Raw genomic sequence first — 17,678 nt, 5'->3', positions numbered from 1 at the left:
GCGCGGGGCCGGTGCCGCGAGGTGGCCCGCTGAGCGCCGAAGACGCGGCGAAGGTCGACTGACGCGGCACTAGTCGAGGCGGCGGAGCTTCTCCCGGTACAAAGCGATGTTCTGCACGTATTTCTCGACGATGAATTCCCAGGCCCGTTCCGGCACGACGTGTCCGGCGCGTTCGCGGGCCGGAACGCCCAGCACCATCGTGCGTTCGCGGACGTGGCCGTCGAACGAGACCACCGCGCCGGCGCCGACGATCGCGCCCTTCTCCACGATGGAACCGTTGAGCACCACCGAACCCGAGGCGATCAGGCACTCGTCGGCGACGGTGGCGCCCTCGATGTGCACGTTGTGGCCGACCACGCAGGAGGATCCGATGTGCACCGGGTGAACCTCGGTGCAGTGGATGACCGTGCCGTCCTGGATCGACGTGCGCTCGTCGACCACGATGCGCCCGTAGTCGCCGCGCAGCACGGCCTGTGGCCACACCGACGAGAACGCGCCGATGCGCACGTCGCCGATCACGGTCGCGTCCGGGTGGACGTACGCGTCCGGGTGGATCTGCGGCGTGTAGTCCCCCAACGCATAAATGGCCATGCGCCTGAACCTACAACGACTTCCCGAAGCAGCGGCTGTCCGGGTGGTCGCGGTACACGCCGAAGTTGGGGATCCGCTCGTACCCGCTCGAGGTGTACAGGCTGATGGCCTCCGGCTGGCGCGTCCCGGTCTCCAGCACCATCCGCGCCAGGCCCGCCTCGCGCGCGGTGGCCTCCAGGTGCGCGAGCACGAGCCGGGACAGGCCCTTGCCGCGCGCCGAGTCGACCACGTACATCCGCTTGATCTCGGCGGCACCGTCCAGCTCGTCGTTGACCCGCCAGCCGCCGCACGCGACGGGCACGCCGTCGAGGTAACCGATGACGAAGTACCCGAGCGGCGCGGCGAACTGCGCGGGGTCGACCGGCGTGATGTCGACGTCGCCGTAGCGCTCGACGTAGACCTGCTGGAGGTCGTCGATCATCTTGACGGAGTCTGGATGGTCATACGCGCGCGTGAATAGTTCCACGCCTGGAATTCTACGCGCGCCAGTGCTCCCAGCCGGGAGGTTTCTCGTAGGCCCTGCCGTCGACCGTGACGCCTTCGCCCGCGCGGACCGTGCCGATGGTCGTCCAGTTCGGCGGCACGGCCTTGGGGCCGGGGAACGTCGCCGCGAGCGCGTGGTCCTCGCCCCCGGTCAGCGCCCAGTGCCGGGCGTCCCCGCCGAGCGCCGACGCCACGTCGAGCAAGCGCGGGTGCAGCGGCAGCAGTTCCGTGCGGACGTCGATCGCGACGCCCGAGGAGTCCGCGATGTGGCCGAGGTCCTGCAGCAGGCCGTCCGAGATGTCGATCATGGACGTGGCGCCGGCCTCGGCGGCCCTGGGGCCCTCCTCGTACGGCGGCTCCGGGGTGCGCTGGGCGTTCACTATCCCGACCGGCGAACGGAAGCCGCGGCCGAGCACGGCGAGCCCGGCCGCGGCCCAGCCGAGCCGTCCGGTGACCGCGACGACGTCCCCGACGAGCGCGCCGGACCTCGTGATCGGCTCGAGTCCGTTCATGTCACCCATGGCGGTGATGGAGATCACGAGCGTGGCGGAGCTGACCATGTCGCCTCCGACGACGCCCGCGCCGGCCTTCGCCGCTTCCTCCCACAACCCCGCCATGATCCCCTGCACGACGGCCGCCGGGGTGTCCGCGGGACACGCGAAACCGACGAGCAGAGCGGACGGCAACGCTCCCATCGCGACGACGTCGGCGAGGTTCACCGCGGCCGCTTTTCGGCCCACCTGCTCAGGACTGGACCAGTCGAGTCTGAAGTGGACACCCTCGACGAGGACGTCCATCGAGGCGACGACCCGTCCGTCCGGGACGGCGACGACGGCCGCGTCGTCACCGGGCCCGAGGATGGTCGTCTCCGGCTGCGCCCGACCGGCCGTCACCCGGTGGATGAGAGCGAACTCACCCACATCGGCGACCGTCTCCGCGTCGCGCGGCGGCTCCGGACGCAAAGTTGCCTCCCAATCTGAGCATTCGGAACCCCAACTGGGGTACGTTGCGTGACACGTTCCTACCTCGACCCAACCTGTCGCGACGAAGGGGCACGCCGTGGTGCATGCATACATCCTCATCCAGACCGAGGTCGGCAAGGCCGCCGCAGTCGCCTCCGAGATCTCCGGGATCGCCGGGGTAGCCACCGCAGAAGACGTCACCGGTCCGTACGACGTCATCGTGCGCGCCGAAGCGGAGACCGTCGACCAGCTCGGCCAGCTCGTGGTCGCGCGCATCCAGAACGTCGAGGGCATCACCCGCACGTTGACCTGCCCGGTGGTCCATCTCTAGTTCGCCCGTGTTGTCATAGCCGGGTGACTCAGCAGGAAACCACGTCAGCGCTGTCCCGGCCGTTGCTCGCGGCGGTCGGGCTCGCTGTCGTGCTCGCCATCGGTGTCGCCGGCCTCGGTCTGTGGCTGGGCACGGGAAACCAGACGGAGGACGTGCCCGGTCGCACGGGCCCCCTCGCGCTGGTCTCGATCGACGCACCGTCGGCGGGCTCACCGGAATGCGCTTCCCTGGTCGAGAAGCTGCCGGTGGGGTTGCCGTCCGGGAAGGACATGCTGCCGCGCCGCGAGCTCGCCGCACCGGCACCTCCCGCGGCCGTCGCGTGGGGTGACGCCAAACACGATCCGGTGGTTCTGCGCTGCGGACTGCCGAGGCCGTCCGAACTGTCGGCGACCTCGCAGCTGCGCGTGATCTCCGACGTCCAGTGGCTCGAACTGCCCGGTGCGGACAGTTCCACGTGGGTGATCGTCGACCGCGGCGTGTACGTGGCGCTGACGGTGCCCGCCGACGCGGGCACCGGACCGTTGCAGGACATCTCCACGACGGTGCGCGACCTGCTGCCCAAGCAGCCGGTCAAGACCACTGCCTAACGCAGGCCTGAGCCGCGGGCGATCGCGGTCTCGATCAGGGTGGTCAGCAGGCTCTGGAAGTCGAGACCCGTCGCCTCCCACGCCTTGGGGTACATGGAGATCGGCGTGAAGCCCGGCATGGTGTTCAGCTCGTTGAGGACGATCTCCCCCTCCTCGGTGAGGAAGAAGTCCACCCTGGACAGACCCTGGCAGTCGAGCGCCTTGAACGCCCTGACCGCGAGCTCGCGCAGGCGCGCCGCGACGTCGTCGTCCAGCTTGGCCGGGATGTCGGCCTCGTAGGAGTCGTTGACGTACTTGGCCTCGAAGTCGTACCAGTCGGCCCCTTCGCCGACGGGACGCAACTCGGCGGGCACCGACGCCTCGATCCGGCCGTCCGGGAACTCCAGCACCGCGAGCTCGATCTCGCGGGGGTTGTGCACCGCGGCCTCGACGATGACCTTGGGGTCGTGCTGCCGGGCCTCGAAGATCGCCGCGTCGAGGTCGTCCCAGCTGCTGACCTTCGAGATGCCGACCGAAGACCCCGCGCGCGACGGCTTCACGAACACCGGCAGCCCGAGGTGCTCGCGCTCGTCCAGCGTCAGCGTGGTCGCGGCCCGGTCGAGCGCGACGAACCGGCCGACCTCGATGCCCTCCGCCGCGAGCAGCTTCTTGGCGAAGATCTTGTCCATCACCGCCGCGCTCGCGAACACGCCGGGCCCGACGTACGGCAGCCCACCGAGCTCCAGCAGGCCCTGGATGGTGCCGTCCTCACCCCACGGGCCGTGCAGCAGCGGGAAGACGACGTCGACGTCCTTGAGCGCGACGCCGGGCTCGACCGCGACGACGGCCTGGTTGCGCAGCGTGGGGAGGTTGCTCGCACCGGGCTCCAGCACGGCCGGGTCCGTGCCGAGCGACCACTGCCCCTGCGGCGTGATGCCGACGGGCACCACCTCGAACCGGTCCGCGTCCAGGTGCGGCAGGACGCTCTTGGCGGACTGGCAGGAGACCTCGTGCTCGGAGCTGCGGCCGCCGAAGACCACGGCCACCCTCGTCTTGCGCTGCGTCATGCGGGCGACCCTACCCGTTTGGGCGATTGTGCCCACCAGCCAGTTGTCCACCGTCAACAGCACCGAGAGGTGCCACACAAAGCGGTGGCAACCCCAGCCCGACCGGCAAACGCGACCAGCCCCGCTGGAACCGCGAACACCGCGGCGCCACCGCGTCAACCACCAGCCGTGAGCAGCTCGGTCAACACCGGCAACGCCCCGGCCAGCTGTTCCCGCGAACAAGCGCTGTACCCGATCGCGAGCCCGTGGAACTTCGGCCTGTTCACGTAGTGCCGCGCCAGCCCGTCCACCCGCAGCCCACGCTCCAACGCCAGCCGCATCACCTCGCGCTCCCGCTCGAGGCTGGGCAGCAGCACGACCACATGAGCTCCGGCGTCGTCGCCGAGCATCTGGATGCCGGCCGAAGCGAACGTGTCCACGATCAGCGCCCGCCGCTCCGACAACTCACGCCGCAACTTCCGCAGGTGCCGCCCGAGGTCCCCCGTCCGCGCCAACTCGACGACGACGCGCTGCCCAGCGGCGGCCGGACTGGTTCCGGTCAGGTCGCGGTGTTCGAGGATCGTCGTGGCGATGTGCTCGGGCGCCACCATCCACCCGGCGCCCAGCGTGGGCGTCAGGATCTTGCTGGTGGTGCCGAGGTGGACGACGACGTCCGGGGCGAGCGCGGCCAACGACGGCAACGGCGCCACGTCGTAACGGAGTTCACCGTCGTAGTCGTCCTCGATGATGAGCCAGCCGTCCCGCCGCGCCCTCTCCACCAACGCCACCCGCCGCCCGGCGGACATCCGGCCGCCCAACGGGTACTGGTGCGCCGGCGAGCAGTAGACGGCCTTGATCCCATCGGGCACTGCGTCGGGCAGCAGCCCCTCGGCGTCCACAGCCGCCTGCACCACCCGAAGACCGTTGGCCCGGAACACGCCCACGGCCCGCTGGTACCCCGGTTCCTCCACGGCCACGGCGTCGCCGCGCTTCAACACCGCGACCGCGATCTCGGTCAGCACGGCGGTGGTGCCGCCGGTCGCGAGCACCGGATCAGCGTTGACGGCCAGCCCTCGGTGCCGCAGCAGGTGTTCGGCGATGGCCTCGCGGTACTCGGGCAACCCAGCGCGTTCGGGACGGGACAACGGGGCCGCGTCCGCCGCCGCACGCCAGGCCCGGCGCCAGGCCGCACGGTCAAGCCCACCGGCCCACGGAGCACCGGTGCCGAGGTCCACGAAATCGGTGATGGCAGGTGCAACGGGCTTGCGCGAGCGTTTGCGCATCGGGCCGGGCGGCGTCGTCGTGACGTAGGTGCCGGAGCCGTGTCGTCCGGCGATCCAGCCTTCGGCGTGCAACTGTTCGTACGCGGCGGCTGTGACCGTGCGGGACACACCGAGCGAGTCGGCCAGCGCGCGCGTTGACGGCAGACGGTCGCCCGCGCGCAGGCGGCCCTCCGACGCGGCGGAGCGCAGGGCGTCGGCCAGCTGGACGGCGAGTGGTTCGGAGGAGTCGCGGTCCAGCGCCACGGGCAGCGCGGTCTCAGCCAAAGTGGCCTTCTCAAATCGACGGAAAATGGCGCTTCAATAATGCCACTTCCCGAACGACAGTAGAACCATGACCACTGACGTGCAGCTCTCCCCCACCCCGCGCAGCACCGTCGTCCGCGGCAAGAAGCGAGCCGTCGAAGACCGCCAGGTGCTCTACGACATCCTCGACGCGGGCCTCGTGTGCCACCTCGCCGTGGAGGTCGACGGGGCGCCGTTCCTCATCCCCACCGCGTACGGGCGGGACGGCAACCGCATCTTCCTGCACGGGTCGACGGGCTCACGGTCCATCAGGAGCATGCTCGAGGGCAAGCAGGTTTGCGTCGCGGTCACGCTCGTGGACGGCGTCGTCTACTCGCGGTCGGTGTTCCACCACTCGATGAACTACCGGTCCGCGATCATCCACGGCACCGCGAAGATCGCCGACGACCCGCAGCACGCGCTGAAGGTCATCGTCGAGCACGTCACGCCCGGGAGCTGGGACTACGCCCGCGAACCGTCCAAGAAGGAGCTCGCGCAGACGGCCGCGCTGGAGATCGACCTGACCGAGGCGAGCGTCAAGGTGCGCGACGGCGGGCCCGGCGAGGAGCCGTCCGACCTCGAGGCGAACCTCGTGTGGGCCGGGCACATGCCGCTCGTCACGACGTGGGGCGCGCCCGTGCCGCACGAGACGGACAAGGACGTGCCGCCGCACGTCAGCGCACGGGGCCGTTGAGCGGGTCGTAGTGGTACGGCGTCATCGCGCGTGTGCCGTGGCGGTACACGTGGATCGACACGGCCGGGTCAGCACCGTCGTTGCGCACCTGGTGCACGTACCCAGGACCCCACACGCGCGACTGGCCGGCGTGCAGTGAGTGCACGACCTGGATGCGGGTGGTCACGACCTCGGTCAGCAGGCCGCTGACCACGGTGAACGCGCCGGAGGTGTGGTCGTGGTCGTGCAGTGACGCGGTCTGCCCGGGGAGCCAGCTCATCAGCCAGATCTCCTGGTCGTCGGTCTTGTCGACCAACGCCGAGAAGCGCTCCTCCGGGTCGTAGCGGAGCAGGTGCTTCCAGCGGTCGCGGTCGGCCGCCCACGCCAGCGCCACCCGGACGGGGTGCAGCAACGGGGTGTTTTCAGGCAGAACGACGCTGTTCTCAGGAACGGCGAACATCGGGAAAAGGGTCCTAACCAGGCGAGTGCGCGAAAAGAGGACGCGGGACTATCGCCAGGTACAACAGCAACATGCGTTGAAGGACATGAGCAGGAGGGTCCCGGAACCGGGACCCTCCGTCAATCCAGTCCCAAGGCGTGGGACACGTCTGTCACCAGGTCGTGCGTGTCCTCGCAGCCGGCCGAGAGGCGCACCAGGCCCTCGGGCACCGGGTCGCCCCACTGGGCCCGCCGGTCGGCCGTCGTGTGCAGGCCGCCGAACGACGTCGCCGCCGACACGAACCTCGACTTCTCGATGAACGCCTCGACCGCGGCGGCGTCCGGGAGCTCGAACGTCAGCACCCCGTTGAAGCGCCGCATCTGCTGCGCCGCCAGCAGGTACGCGGGGTCGGCCTCGGCACCCGGCCAGCGCAGCCCGGAGACCTTGCCGGACAACGCCTCGTACAGCGCCGCCGCGTTGCGCGCCTGCCGTTCCAGCCGCAGGTCGAGGGTTCCCAGGCCGCGCAACACCAGCCAGGTCTCGAACGGGCCGGGGATCGCGCCGCTCAACGTCCGCGCGTCCCGCAGCTTCGCGGCCAGCTCGGAAGACGACGCCGTGATGTGTCCGAAGAGGACGTCGCTGTGCCCCGCGACGGCCTTGGTGTCCGACGCGACCACGATGTCCGCGCCCAGCTCCAAGGGCCGCTGCCCGAGCGGCGTCGCGGTCGTGTTGTCCACCGCCAGCAACGCCCCGGCCGCGTGCGCCTCCTCGGCCAGCGCCGCGATGTCGCAGACGTCCAGACCGGGGTTCGACGGCGTCTCCAGCAGGACCAGCCGCACGCCCTCGAAGGACGGGTACGGCCCGGCCGTCGGCGCCTCGACCACGGTCACGTCCATTTCGGACACGAACCTGCGGCTGAGGAAGTAGCCGTCCGACGGGAGGACCAGGGTGTCCCCAGTGGACAGAACGGTCCGCAGCAGCGTCGAGATCGCCGCCATCCCGGAGGGGAAGACGACGGTCTCACCGCCCTCCAACGACCCCAGCGCCGTCTCCAGCGCGCGCCAGGTCGGGTTGCCGCCGCGGGCGTAGTGGTCCTGGCCGCCCAGGTGGAACGCCGACGCGAACACCGGCTGCGCGCCGAACGGGTCGCCCGGCCCGCCGGAGACGGAGTGGACGACGCGCGTGCCGTCGCCGAGTTCGGGGGTCACTGGCGCTCGTGCTTCCGGTCGCGGCCCAGCAGGGCGGCACCGAGCTCGCGCACGCTCAGCCCGTCGTGGCAGACCTGGTGAACGCCTTCGGTGATCGGCATGTCGACGCCGTTCGCGGCGGCCAGCTCGCGGATCGACGAGCACGACTTCACGCCCTCGGCGACCTGCCCGTGCGCGGCCTCCTGCGCCTGCGCGAGCGTGTCGCCCTTGCCCAGGCGCTCGCCGAAGGAACGGTTGCGCGACAACGGCGACGCGCACGTCGCCACGAGGTCGCCCAGCCCGGCGAGGCCCGCGAACGTCAGCGGGTCGGCGCCCAGCGCGGCCCCGAGCCGGGCGGTCTCGGCGAGGCCGCGGGTGATGATCGACGCCATGGTGTTGTCGCCGTACCCCATGCCGGCCGCCATGCCGCAGGCCAGCGCGATGACGTTCTTGCACGCCCCGCCCAGCTCGCAGCCGACGACGTCGGTGTTGGTGTACGGGCGGAAGTACGAGTTGGAGCACGCGTGCTGGAGGTCGACGGCGCGGTCGTGGTCCGTGCACGCGATGACCGTCGCGGTCGGCTGCCCGACGGCGATCTCCTTGGCCAGGTTCGGCCCGGACACCACGGCCACCTGCGACTCGTCGACGCCGGCGACCTCGCGGATCACCTCGCTCATCCGCTTCAGCGTGCCGAGCTCCACGCCCTTGGACAACGACACGAGCGTCGCGTCCGGCGGCAGCAACGGCTTCCAGCCGGAGAGGTTGGCCCGCAACGTCTGCGACGGCACGGCGAGGACCACCGCGTCCGCCCCGTCCAGCGCCTTGGCCGGGTCCGAGGTGCAGGTGAGGTTGGCGGGCAACGAGATGTCCGGCAGGTAGCCGGAGTTCACGCGGGTCTCGGTGATCTCCGCGGCCACCTCCTGGCGGCGCGCCCACAGCACGACCTCGGGGCCGGAGTCCGCCACGACCTTCGCGAACGCCGTGCCCCACGAACCGGAACCCAGCACCGCCACACGTTCGATCGCCATGTTCAGGCCTTCCTCGGTCCGTAGAAGCCCTCGGGTGCCTCGACGCCGCGCACCTCGGAGAGAAGACCCTTGACGTTCGTCATCAGCAGGTCGGTGACCTCGCGCAGCACCGCGAGCGACTCCTCGCGCGCCTTGAACTCGCTGAGGTCGATCGGCTCACCCACGAGGTAGGTGACGGTCTTGCGCGGGAACGGCCGGAACCGCTTCTTGTAGTGGTCGTAGATGTCGACCGTGCCCCAGCGGGCGATCGGGATCACCGGGCCGTCGTGCTGCAGCGCGAGCCGGGCGACGCCGGTGCGCGAGTTCATCGGCCAGGCGTCCGGGTCCTTGGTGATAGTGCCCTCGGGGTAGATCACCACGACCTGGCCGTCCGCCAGCGCCTCGTGGGCGGCGCGCAGGCTCTGCTGGGCGTCCGACGTGCCGCGGTAGACGGGGATCTGCTTCGCGCCGCGCAGGATCCGCCCGGCGATCGGGATGTTCCACAGGCTGTGCTTCGCGAGGAAGTGCGGCACCCGGCCGTTGCGGTGCGTGAACACCGCGTCGTAGATCGGGTCGAGGTGCGAGATGTGGTTCATGACCAGCAGTGCGGCCCCCTCGCGCGGGATGCGGTCGCCGTGCAGGTACTTGCGCCTGCCCAGCAGGCCCGACAGCGGGTACACGATCGCCGCGGCGACCCCGACCCAGAAGCCGCCCTTCTCCCTTTTGGCCACGAGGCCTCTCCTAACCTGCGGTTGATCTGCGCCCGAGAGCACATTAGTCGCCAGATCGTGGACTATGGCGAGGTGCGAGACGAAGTCGACCTCCTGGTCCCGGTGAAGACCCTGGACCGGGCCAAGACCAGGCTGACCAGCGCGACCGGCGGCGATCCGGTGTCCCACGCGGCGCTGGCGCTCGCGCTCGCGATGGACACGGTGAGCGCGGCCCTGCGCGCACCGGGCGTCCGCCGAGTGGTCACGATCACATCCGATCCGGCGGTGGCGTCCGAAATGGCCGGACTCGGCGTCGAGTCGCTGGCCGAGCCGCCGGAGCCCGGGCTCAACGAGGCGCTCCTGCACGGCGCGCGCACGCTCGGGTCGTCCCGCGTCGGCGCGCTCCAGGCCGACCTGCCCGCGCTCAGGCCGGACGAACTCGGGTCGGCCATCGAAGCCGCTCGCGGCCGCCGCGCGTTCGTCCCCGACCGGCAGGGCACCGGCACGACGTTGCTCCTCGCCGCACCGGGTGCGGAACTCGACCCGCGCTTCGGGGTCGGCTCGGCCGGGCTGCACGCGCTCACCGGCGCTCTCCCACTGCTCGGGCCGTGGCCGTCGTTGCGCTGCGACGTGGACACCGAAGAGGATCTTCGGCTCGCGCTCGGCCTGGGTCTCGGCACGCACACCGCGAACGCCTTGCCCGCCTGGACAACCTGAGCCGCCGCCGCGCGTCTTCCGGGTCATCTGGGGTGACCACGACTTGGGAGACCGATGCGAGCGCTCATCGCGCTGGCGGCTGTCACGGCCCTGGCGGGCTGCGTCGCCGCCTATCCGATCGACCGTCCGTCCGACTACACGGCCGAGAGCAAGCTCAGCACGTGCCAGGTCGAGTTACCCGGGAACTGGAAGGACGCGCTGGCGCGCGACGAGACGGAGACCGGTGCGCACGAGAAGGTCGTCGTGGTCGCCGCGAACGAGGACGCCGCCACGACGCTGGTGAAGACCACCCGCAACCGGACGACCGAACTCGTGCTGCGCGACGACAGCAAGCGCCAGCAGGTCATGGCGGTGCAGGACGACGCGCAGCTCTTCGGCGTCGAGTTCGACGGCCGCTGGGTGACGTTCTCCACGACACCGCACCCGGAGAACCTCACCACCACGACCTACGCGTGGGACTCCAGGAACGACGGCGCGCCCGTGAAGATCGGCGACGGCGGCGCCGTGGTGCACAACGGCAAGGCGGCCTGGTCGGACAGCCTGGGCGTGCACCTCTACGACCTCGCGAAGAAGAAGGACAGGGTCGTCGGTCCCGGTCGCACCCCGGTGTTCCTCGGTGACGGCCTGGTCTGGTCGCAGGACGGCGAGTTCCGTTCCGAGGGCGCGCTGCCCGAGCAACTGGCGTCCGCGAAACCCGGCGGCAGCGTGGCTTCCGACGGCCGCACGGTGGTGTGGACGCAGGGCGACGAACTGCACGGGTGGCGCGACGGCTGGGAGGACGCGCGCCGGCTGGCGGCGATCAGGTCGGTGCCGCGCACGGAAGGCATCGTGTTCCCGCGGGTCAGCGGCGACTTCGTGTCGTGGCAGTCGGAGTCGTCGTACGTCACGGACATCCGCAGCGGTGCGACCGTGCACACCAGCGAAGGCGGCTACTGGCTGGAAGTCCACGGCGGGGCTTTGACGCGGCAGGGGTGGCGGGTGGCTTCTTCCGCACCGTTGAACCGTTTGTCGTCGTTGTCCGCGTGCTGACGGCCGTGACGAACACCACGAAAATGTTGGTTTGAGCAACGCAACGGGGAACCCCGGCACCTTTACATCCGTATCCCCCTGTGTGCCGAACGACGTAACCCCTGACGTCGTTTCCCCGACGCATCACCCCTGAGGTGTTCCTGCATGAGTTCACTGACGCACGCCGACTACCTGGCGCTGCGCCGCTTTCCCGCTCTCGACGGCCTGCGCGCCATTGCCGCGGTGCTCGTCGTCTTCTTCCACTACGGCGGTCCTGACCGGCTTCAGGGCTGGGCCGGCGTCCAGATGTTCTTCGTCCTCAGCGGATTTCTCATCACCACGCTGATGCTGCGTGAGGAGCGCAGGTCCGGCCGGATCTCGTTGAGCGAGTTCTACCTGCGCAGGGCGTTCCGGATCCTGCCCGTGTACTTCGTGGTCCTGCTCGTGACGGTCGTGGCGTCCCTGCTGTACGGGACGTTCGTCAGCAACGGGATCGGCCCCGCGCTCAAGCACTTCCTGACGTTCACCAACGAGTTCGCGGACGCGAGCCCGTACGGGCAGTCCTGGTCACTCGGCATCGAGCAGAAGTTCTACCTGGTCTGGCCCCTGGTGGCGATCGCGCTCGGCACCGTCGTGCTGCGCCGCCGCGCCGGTGCGGCCGTCCTCGGCATGCTGCTCGCGCTGGTGCTGGTGAACTTCACGACGGCGCACAGCAACCCCGGCTGGCCGTTGCACTACTTCTCGATCCTGACCGGCGTGGTGCTCGCGATCGCGTTGCACAGCCCGCGGGGGTTCGCGCTGCTGCGGCCGCTCACGAACCCGCTCGCGCAGGTGATCGTCGCCGTCGGATTCACCGCCGTGCACCTGGGCGTCAAGCCGATGTCCGCGTTCCTGGACGGCATCAACGGGGTTCCCGGTCACGTGCTGGTCATCCCGGTGTACGCGCTCGCGACGGCGGTGCTGCTGACCGCGATGATCGCGCCCGGCCCGATGACGACGTTCCTGTCGACGAAGCCGATGCAGTTCGTCGGTGAGCGTTCGTACTCGCTGTACCTGGTGCAGACGATCGCGGCGACGATCGTGTGGTTCTTCTGGCCCGCTGCGTCCGGTCTCGGCCAGTCCTTCGTGGTCACCGGCGTGGGGCTGGCGCTGGCGAGCGTTCTCTACGCGACCGTGGAGATCCCGATGATCGACCTCGGCCGGCGCGTGATCACCCGCCAGCGCGCGAAGGCCGCCGTGCGCGCGGGCGTGGCTCAGCAGGGCGCGCCGCAGGCCCCTGCTCCGCAGTCCGAGTCGTCGCGGTTCGCGACCATCGGGCAGGCCCAGCCGTAGAACGGGTTCGGGGCGAGCGGCACGGGTTCCCTGTCGCTCTCCCGGATCAGTTCCCTGGCGTGGTGGGCGGTCAGCGTCACCGCGGTGCCTGACGCCTGCGCCTCGTAGGCGCCCTTCTCGAGCTGCAGGATCTCGACGCCGCGGGAGATGTCCGCCACGAACACGGTGCCGCGGTGCCAGTACGGCGCCCACGAGGTCGCGGTGTCCGGCCGCCAGTACCCGATCTGGATCGGCTTGGCGGGGTTCGAGATGTCGAGGAACCTCGTGCCCTGGTTGTACCAGGAGTAGGCCACGATCCTCTTCTGCACGTCGAAGTAGTGCGCGGAGCACGTGACGTCGCCGGGGATCGTGCCCTCCTGGTCGTCGGGGCTCCAGATGCCGACGGTCTTCATCTCCTTCGGCGTCTCGCCCCAGCCCTCACCGTTGTGCGTGCCCTGCAGCGAGGAGATGACGAACCGGCCCTCGGTCTTGCAGGTCGGCGAGCCGAACGCCTCCTCGGTGTGCAGCAGCAACGAGCCGGCCGGGTTCTCCCGGGTGGGCTTCGGCCCGTCGAGCAGCGTCCGTCCGACGGGGCGGAACGAGTTGTGCGTGAACGAGGTCGGCATGTCCGCCTTCGGCACGCTGCCACCCGCGTACGGGACGGGGTCCCACGCCTTCGCCTCGCGGTACTTGCCGCTCAACGGGTCGCGATGCCAGCCCTGCGTGTGGTAGCCGCGGGTGCCGTCGTCGCCCGCCACCCACGCGATGCCCTGGGCGTCGACCTGGACGTCGTGCGTGATCTTGCCTTCGCCCGCCCTGCCGCGGACGTCCACCGAGACCGGGAGTTCCTTCGGCGTCTTCGGATCGCGGATGTCCGTCACGAAGATCCGTCCGGTCTTGGCGTCCGACCTGTCGAGGCCCGCCGTCCAGAGGAACTGGCAGTCGTTGACGCAGGTGCTGGTGTGACCGGTGTTCTGTCTGTGAAAGCTGAGGATCTTGAGGTCGGCCGGGTCCACAGCGGACACGATGTAGTTGCCGGTCGGGCGGTCACCCGGCAGCGCGCGGCCGAACGAGTTGACCTCGCGCGCCAGGAACGCGAGCTTGCGCTTCGGGTCGACGTTGATGTCCTCGTTCTCCCAGAAGCGCTTCGTCGGGTCGTCGCCCGGCAGCGCCATCTCCTCCTTGGTGAGGTGGTCGAGGAGCTTCGGCCGGTCGAGGTCGCTGACGTCGAACGTCTTGAGCCCGGTCTCCATGCTCACGAACGCCACGTCGCGCTTGCCGTACTGGGCGAACGCGATCGAGATGGCCCGTTCGGTGCCGGGAAGTGAGGCTTTCAGGCGAACGTTCTTCGCCGCCGCCTGGAGTCGTGGTTTGTCCACCACGGGGGTCTTGGGTTCGGCGGAAGCCGCCGAAGCCAGGCCTGCCGTGGTGAAGGCCAACAGGGTCGCCGCGGTCAACGTGGCAATAACCTTCATGGATCGACCCTGGCAGTGGCTCGAACGGGACGTGTAGGCCCGAACGTCTAGGCTCCTGCTCCGTGCAGGCGACTGTGTCCACATTTAACGGCGATGGTTCCGCCACGGTCCTTCGAGATGACGGCGTCCTCGTCGACGTGAGTGCGGAGGCCGTCACGGCCGGTGGCTGGCGAATGCTGCGTCCGGGCCAGCGGGTGACCCTCGAACGTAGTCCCGACGGGGCCGTCACAGCTCTTCGCATGCCTGTTCTGTGACGAGGAGTTCACCAGACGGACGTCCTGGTTGGGGGCGCTAACGGCGAACTTGAGACACAATGCGTGACGTGAGCACGGACGACAACGACGGCAAGGCGACCCCCTCCCGACGCCGCTCCACGCGCGGCAAGGCAGCGGCCACCCCGCGCGCGGCGGCTCCGAAACGGCAGCCTCGCGCGGCGACCAGGCGAGCGTCCAACCCCCGGACGAAAGCCGAACCGCCGCAGGAGCCGGTCGCCGCGCCCACGCGTGGCGTGCCCTCGGCGCCGCCCGCGGTGACGTCGAGCGTCCTGCCCACGGACCTGCCGGACGACCGGTACTTCAACCGTGAACTGTCCTGGTTGGACTTCAACGCCCGCGTGCTCGCGCTGGCCGAGGACTCCTCGCAGCCGTTGCTGGAGCGGGCGAAGTTCCTCGCGATCTTCGCCTCGAACCTCGACGAGTTCTACATGGTCAGGGTCGCGGGCCTGAAGCGCCGCGCGGAGACCGGTCTCACGGTGCGCAGCGCGGACGGGCTCACGCCGCTCGAGCAGCTCGTCGCGATCTCCAAGCGCTCGCAGGAACTCGTGGAGCAGCACGCCCGCGCGTTCCTCGACCACATCCGCCCCGGCCTGGAAGAGCACCGGATCAGCATGGTGAGGTGGGGCGACCTCACCGACTACGACCGGCTGAGGCTCTCCAACTACTTCAGCGAGCAGGTGTTCCCGGTCCTGACGCCGCTCGCGGTCGACCCGGCGCACCCGTTCCCGTACATCTCGGGGCTGTCGCTGAACCTCGCGGTCACCGTGCGGGATCCCGAGGGCGGCGGCGAGCGGTTCGCCAGGGTGAAGGTGCCGGACAACGTGCCGCGGCTCGTGCGCGTGGAGGCGGACCGGTCGTCGTCCTCCGCGACCTTCCTGCCGTTGGAGGAACTCATCGCCGCGCACCTGGGCGAGCTGTTCACCGGCATGGAGGTCATCGAGTGCCACGCGTTCCGGGTGACGCGCAACGCGGACCTCGAGGTCGAGGAGGACCGCGACGAGGACCTGTTGCAGGCGCTCGAACGCGAGCTCGCGCGGCGCCGGTTCGGCCCGCCGGTGCGCCTCGAGGTGGCCGACGACATGACCGAGCACATGCTCGAACTGTTGCTGCGGGAGATGGACGTCGACCCGCACGACGTCGTGACCGTGCCCGGTCTGCTCGACCTGTCGTGCCTGTGGCAGCTCTACGGCATCGACCGCAAGACGTTGAAGGACCCGGCGTTCGTGCCGGCGACGCACCCGGCGTTCGGCGAGCGCGAGACGCCGAAGAGCGTGTTCGCGACGCTGCGCGAGGGTGACGTGCTGGTGCACCACCCGTACGACTCGTTCTCCACGTCGGTGCAGCGCTTCATCGAACAGGCCGCGGCCGACCCGCACGTGCTCGCCATCAAGCAGACGCTGTACCGCACCTCCGGTGACTCGCCCATCGTGGACGCGCTGATCGACGCGGCCGAGGCGGGCAAGCAGGTCGTGGCGCTGGTGGAGCTCAAGGCCCGGTTCGACGAGCAGGCGAACATCAAGTGGGCGCGGGCGCTGGAGAAGGCGGGCGTGCACGTCGTCTACGGCCTGGTGGGCCTGAAGACGCACTGCAAGACGTCGTTGGTGGTGCGCCAGGAGGGCTCGACGATCCGGCGCTACTGCCACATCGGCACCGGCAACTACAACCCCAAGACCGCGCGGCTGTACGAGGACGTCGGCATCCTCACGGCCGAACCGACGATCGGCGCGGACCTCACGGACCTCTTCAACGTCCTCACGGGCTATGCGCGCCAGGACGAGTACCGCTCGTTGCTCGTGGCGCCCTACGGCGTCCGCAAGGGCATCGTGGACCGGATCAACGCCGAGATCGAGCACGCGCAGGCGGGCAAGCCGTCCGGCGTGCGCATCAAGGTGAACTCGCTGGTGGACGAGCAGGTCATCGACGCGCTGTACCGGGCGTCGCAGGCGGGCGTGCCCGTGGACGTGGTCGTGCGCGGCATCTGCGGCCTCAAGCCGGGCATCAAGGGGCTGTCGGAGAACATCCGGGTGCGCTCGATCCTCGGCCGGTTCCTGGAGCACTCGCGGGTCTTCCACTTCGTCGCCGGCGAGGAGTACTGGATCGGCAGCGCGGACATGATGCACCGCAACCTGGACCGCCGCGTCGAGGTCGCGCTGCGCGTGGCCGACCCCCGCCTGACCAAGCAGCTCGGCGACATGTTCGACTCCGCCCTCGACTCGCACACGCGCTGCTGGGTGTTGCGGCCCGACGGAGAATGGGACGCCTCGCCCTCGGACGGCTCGTCCGTGCGGGACCACCAGATGGAACTTCTCCACAAGCACGGAGCTCTTGGGTGATCAAAGCTGCTGGGGCGGTGCTCTGGCGCGATGCCGACGGTGACGTCGAAGTCGCGGTGGTGCACCGCCAGCGTTATGACGACTGGTCGTTGCCGAAGGGAAAGCTCGATCCCGGCGAAACCATCCCCGCCTGCGCGGTGCGCGAGATAGCCGAGGAAACGGGGTATTCCTCCGTGCTCGGCCGGCATCTTCGTCAGGTGTCGTACTCGGTTCGCGGCGTGCCGAAGACCGTCGACTACTACGCGGCTCTCGCGGTCTCCGGCTCGTTCGCGGAGAACGAGGAGGTCGACGAACTCCGCTGGCTGCCGGTGGCCGAGGCGTCCGCTCTGCTGACGTACGAGCCGGACCGCGAGGTGCTGGAGGAGTTCTCCCGCCTGCCGGCCGACCTCCTCGTCGTGCTGCTGGTCCGGCACGCGAAGGCGGGCAAGCGTTCCGAGTGGCACGGCGACGACGACCTCCGCCCGCTCTCGGACGCGGGCCTGCGCCAGGCCGCGGCGCTCCGCACGTTGTTGCCCCTGTGGGCACCGACGCGCGTCCACACCGCCCCCAGGGTCCGTTGCGTGGACACGGTCGCGGCCGTGGCGACGGACCTGGACGTGGAGATCGTGGAGGAGCCACGCCTGTCCGAGGAGGGCTACTGGCCCGACCCGGACGCGGGCCTGGTGCGCCTGCTGGAGGTGGCCGCGCTGGAGGGCAGGGCCGTCGTGTCCTCGCAGGGTGGCGTGATCCCGTCCGTCGTGCAGTCACTCGCCGAACTCGGCGGTCTGCGCCTCGACGAGATCCCCTGCAAGAAGGGCAGCACCTGGGTGCTCGCCTTCACCAGGCCGTTCGGCTCCTGGTCCACTTCGGACTCGCCTTCGCGCTGGCCAACGCTGGTGTCGGCGCATTACCTGGCCTCACCGCTGCCCCGTCCCTGACGCCCGTCCGACGCCTTCGATCCCGCCGTCTTCCCGCTCCGCCGAAAGTTCGCCTGTGGCAACCAACTCGGCCGGGAAGACG

18 protein-coding genes are annotated in these 17,678 nt (G+C 70.0%); 8 read left to right on the top strand and 10 right to left on the bottom strand.

Features of this window, described 5'->3' with window-relative positions:
* Nucleotides 1-69: 69 nt before the first annotated feature.
* The 3 genes from QSK25_RS38405 to QSK25_RS38395 are packed head-to-tail and all read right to left on the bottom strand — an operon-like array spanning nucleotide 70 to nucleotide 2,036.
* On the bottom strand, nucleotides 70-591 hold the full coding sequence (locus QSK25_RS38405; protein ID WP_285645777.1) for a gamma carbonic anhydrase family protein: 522 nt from the start codon (nucleotides 589-591) through the stop codon (nucleotides 70-72).
* 10 nt (nucleotides 592-601) lie between these two features.
* A complete protein-coding gene (locus QSK25_RS38400) occupies nucleotides 602-1,012 on the bottom strand; it encodes a GNAT family N-acetyltransferase (RefSeq protein WP_285645776.1) in 411 nt (136 codons plus the stop codon).
* Nucleotides 1,013-1,067: 55 nt separating this feature from the next.
* Nucleotides 1,068-2,036, bottom strand: coding sequence for a thiamine-phosphate kinase (locus QSK25_RS38395; protein WP_285645774.1), 969 nt, complete (start codon nucleotides 2,034-2,036; stop codon nucleotides 1,068-1,070).
* A gap of 97 nt (nucleotides 2,037-2,133) precedes the next feature.
* Between QSK25_RS38395 and QSK25_RS38390 the strand changes: the two genes are divergently transcribed.
* Together QSK25_RS38390 and QSK25_RS38385 are read left to right on the top strand one after the other, a co-directional pair.
* Nucleotides 2,134-2,367, top strand: a complete 234-nt coding sequence (locus QSK25_RS38390) for an Lrp/AsnC ligand binding domain-containing protein (protein WP_030467939.1) — start codon at nucleotides 2,134-2,136, stop codon at nucleotides 2,365-2,367.
* A 23-nt stretch (nucleotides 2,368-2,390) separates the two neighbouring features.
* Nucleotides 2,391-2,954 carry a DUF3515 domain-containing protein gene (locus tag QSK25_RS38385; RefSeq protein ID WP_285645771.1) on the top strand — a complete coding sequence of 188 codons (564 nt, stop codon included), beginning with the start codon at nucleotides 2,391-2,393 and terminating at the stop codon, nucleotides 2,952-2,954.
* On the opposite strand, the gene QSK25_RS38380 is transcribed toward QSK25_RS38385, so the two are convergent.
* Both QSK25_RS38380 and pdxR read right to left on the bottom strand, forming a co-directional pair.
* Nucleotides 2,951-4,000, bottom strand: a complete 1,050-nt coding sequence (locus QSK25_RS38380; RefSeq protein WP_285645770.1) for a D-alanine--D-alanine ligase family protein — start codon at nucleotides 3,998-4,000, stop codon at nucleotides 2,951-2,953. The genes QSK25_RS38385 and QSK25_RS38380 overlap by 4 nt on opposite strands.
* 155 nt (nucleotides 4,001-4,155) lie before the next feature.
* Nucleotides 4,156-5,526, bottom strand: coding sequence for a MocR-like pyridoxine biosynthesis transcription factor PdxR (gene pdxR / locus QSK25_RS38375; RefSeq protein ID WP_285645769.1), 1,371 nt, complete (start codon nucleotides 5,524-5,526; stop codon nucleotides 4,156-4,158).
* 67 nt (nucleotides 5,527-5,593) lie between these two features.
* Between pdxR and QSK25_RS38370 the strand changes: the two genes are divergently transcribed.
* A complete protein-coding gene (locus tag QSK25_RS38370) occupies nucleotides 5,594-6,238 on the top strand; it encodes a pyridoxamine 5'-phosphate oxidase family protein (RefSeq protein WP_285645768.1) in 645 nt (214 codons plus the stop codon).
* Here QSK25_RS38370 and QSK25_RS38365 read toward each other — a convergent pair.
* The 4 genes from QSK25_RS38365 to QSK25_RS38350 all read right to left on the bottom strand — a co-directional run bounded on the left by QSK25_RS38365 (nucleotide 6,219) and on the right by QSK25_RS38350 (nucleotide 9,581).
* Nucleotides 6,219-6,677 carry a cysteine dioxygenase gene (locus QSK25_RS38365; protein WP_285645766.1) on the bottom strand — a complete coding sequence of 153 codons (459 nt, stop codon included), beginning with the start codon at nucleotides 6,675-6,677 and terminating at the stop codon, nucleotides 6,219-6,221. The two genes, QSK25_RS38370 and QSK25_RS38365, sit on opposite strands and share 20 nt — an antisense overlap.
* 119 nt (nucleotides 6,678-6,796) lie before the next feature.
* The gene (locus QSK25_RS38360) at nucleotides 6,797-7,864 is read right to left on the bottom strand and encodes a cystathionine gamma-lyase (protein ID WP_285645765.1); all 1,068 of its coding nucleotides are present in this window, start codon (nucleotides 7,862-7,864) and stop codon (nucleotides 6,797-6,799) included.
* Nucleotides 7,861-8,871 carry an NAD(P)H-dependent glycerol-3-phosphate dehydrogenase gene (locus QSK25_RS38355; protein ID WP_285645763.1) on the bottom strand — a complete coding sequence of 337 codons (1,011 nt, stop codon included), beginning with the start codon at nucleotides 8,869-8,871 and terminating at the stop codon, nucleotides 7,861-7,863. Before QSK25_RS38355 ends, QSK25_RS38360 begins: the two co-directional genes overlap by 4 nt.
* A gap of 2 nt (nucleotides 8,872-8,873) precedes the next feature.
* A complete protein-coding gene (locus QSK25_RS38350; protein WP_285645761.1) occupies nucleotides 8,874-9,581 on the bottom strand; it encodes a lysophospholipid acyltransferase family protein in 708 nt (235 codons plus the stop codon).
* A 72-nt stretch (nucleotides 9,582-9,653) separates the two neighbouring features.
* Here QSK25_RS38350 and cofC point away from each other — a divergent pair, with 72 nt between their 5' ends.
* From cofC to QSK25_RS38335, 3 genes are all read left to right on the top strand, one after another.
* A complete protein-coding gene (cofC, locus tag QSK25_RS38345; protein WP_285645760.1) occupies nucleotides 9,654-10,277 on the top strand; it encodes a 2-phospho-L-lactate guanylyltransferase in 624 nt (207 codons plus the stop codon).
* Nucleotides 10,278-10,331: 54 nt separating this feature from the next.
* Nucleotides 10,332-11,306 carry a hypothetical protein gene (locus tag QSK25_RS38340; RefSeq protein ID WP_285645758.1) on the top strand — a complete coding sequence of 325 codons (975 nt, stop codon included), beginning with the start codon at nucleotides 10,332-10,334 and terminating at the stop codon, nucleotides 11,304-11,306.
* A 144-nt stretch (nucleotides 11,307-11,450) separates the two neighbouring features.
* Complete coding sequence (locus QSK25_RS38335; protein ID WP_285645756.1) at nucleotides 11,451-12,617, top strand: acyltransferase family protein; 1,167 nt, start codon at nucleotides 11,451-11,453, stop codon at nucleotides 12,615-12,617.
* Here the strand turns inward: QSK25_RS38335 and QSK25_RS38330 are convergent.
* Nucleotides 12,539-14,071, bottom strand: a complete 1,533-nt coding sequence (locus QSK25_RS38330) for an LVIVD repeat-containing protein (protein ID WP_285645754.1) — start codon at nucleotides 14,069-14,071, stop codon at nucleotides 12,539-12,541. The two genes, QSK25_RS38335 and QSK25_RS38330, sit on opposite strands and share 79 nt — an antisense overlap.
* 322 nt (nucleotides 14,072-14,393) lie before the next feature.
* On the opposite strand from QSK25_RS38330, the gene QSK25_RS38325 reads away from it, so the two are divergent.
* On the top strand, nucleotides 14,394-16,679 hold the full coding sequence (locus QSK25_RS38325) for an RNA degradosome polyphosphate kinase (RefSeq protein WP_502881941.1): 2,286 nt from the start codon (nucleotides 14,394-14,396) through the stop codon (nucleotides 16,677-16,679).
* Nucleotides 16,679-17,596 carry an NUDIX hydrolase gene (locus QSK25_RS38320; protein WP_285645903.1) on the top strand — a complete coding sequence of 306 codons (918 nt, stop codon included), beginning with the start codon at nucleotides 16,679-16,681 and terminating at the stop codon, nucleotides 17,594-17,596. Before QSK25_RS38325 ends, QSK25_RS38320 begins: the two co-directional genes overlap by 1 nt.
* The last annotated feature ends 82 nt before the right edge of the window (nucleotides 17,597-17,678 follow it).

The organism is Lentzea sp. NBRC 102530 (genome assembly GCF_030269365.1).
In the GTDB taxonomy this organism is placed as follows: Bacteria; Actinomycetota; Actinomycetes; order Mycobacteriales; family Pseudonocardiaceae; genus Lentzea.
Note: the sequence above shows the minus strand (reverse complement) of the source record. Positions and strands in the feature narration are given on the sequence as shown.

What these genes read in the sequence shown, in the direction of transcription:
- QSK25_RS38330 (WP_285645754.1), bottom strand. Translation starts at nt 14,071, where the DNA reads ATGAAGGTTATTGCCACGTTGACCGCGGCGACCCTGTTGGCCTTCACC.
- QSK25_RS38335 (WP_285645756.1), top strand. Translation starts at nt 11,451, where the DNA reads ATGAGTTCACTGACGCACGCCGACTACCTGGCGCTGCGCCGCTTTCCC.
- QSK25_RS38370 (WP_285645768.1), top strand. Translation starts at nt 5,594, where the DNA reads ATGACCACTGACGTGCAGCTCTCCCCCACCCCGCGCAGCACCGTCGTC.
- QSK25_RS38340 (WP_285645758.1), top strand. Translation starts at nt 10,332, where the DNA reads ATGCGAGCGCTCATCGCGCTGGCGGCTGTCACGGCCCTGGCGGGCTGC.
- QSK25_RS38405 (WP_285645777.1), bottom strand. Translation starts at nt 591, where the DNA reads ATGGCCATTTATGCGTTGGGGGACTACACGCCGCAGATCCACCCGGAC.
- QSK25_RS38355 (WP_285645763.1), bottom strand. Translation starts at nt 8,871, where the DNA reads ATGGCGATCGAACGTGTGGCGGTGCTGGGTTCCGGTTCGTGGGGCACG.
- QSK25_RS38400 (WP_285645776.1), bottom strand. Translation starts at nt 1,012, where the DNA reads ATGATCGACGACCTCCAGCAGGTCTACGTCGAGCGCTACGGCGACGTC.
- QSK25_RS38380 (WP_285645770.1), bottom strand. Translation starts at nt 4,000, where the DNA reads ATGACGCAGCGCAAGACGAGGGTGGCCGTGGTCTTCGGCGGCCGCAGC.
- QSK25_RS38365 (WP_285645766.1), bottom strand. Translation starts at nt 6,677, where the DNA reads ATGTTCGCCGTTCCTGAGAACAGCGTCGTTCTGCCTGAAAACACCCCG.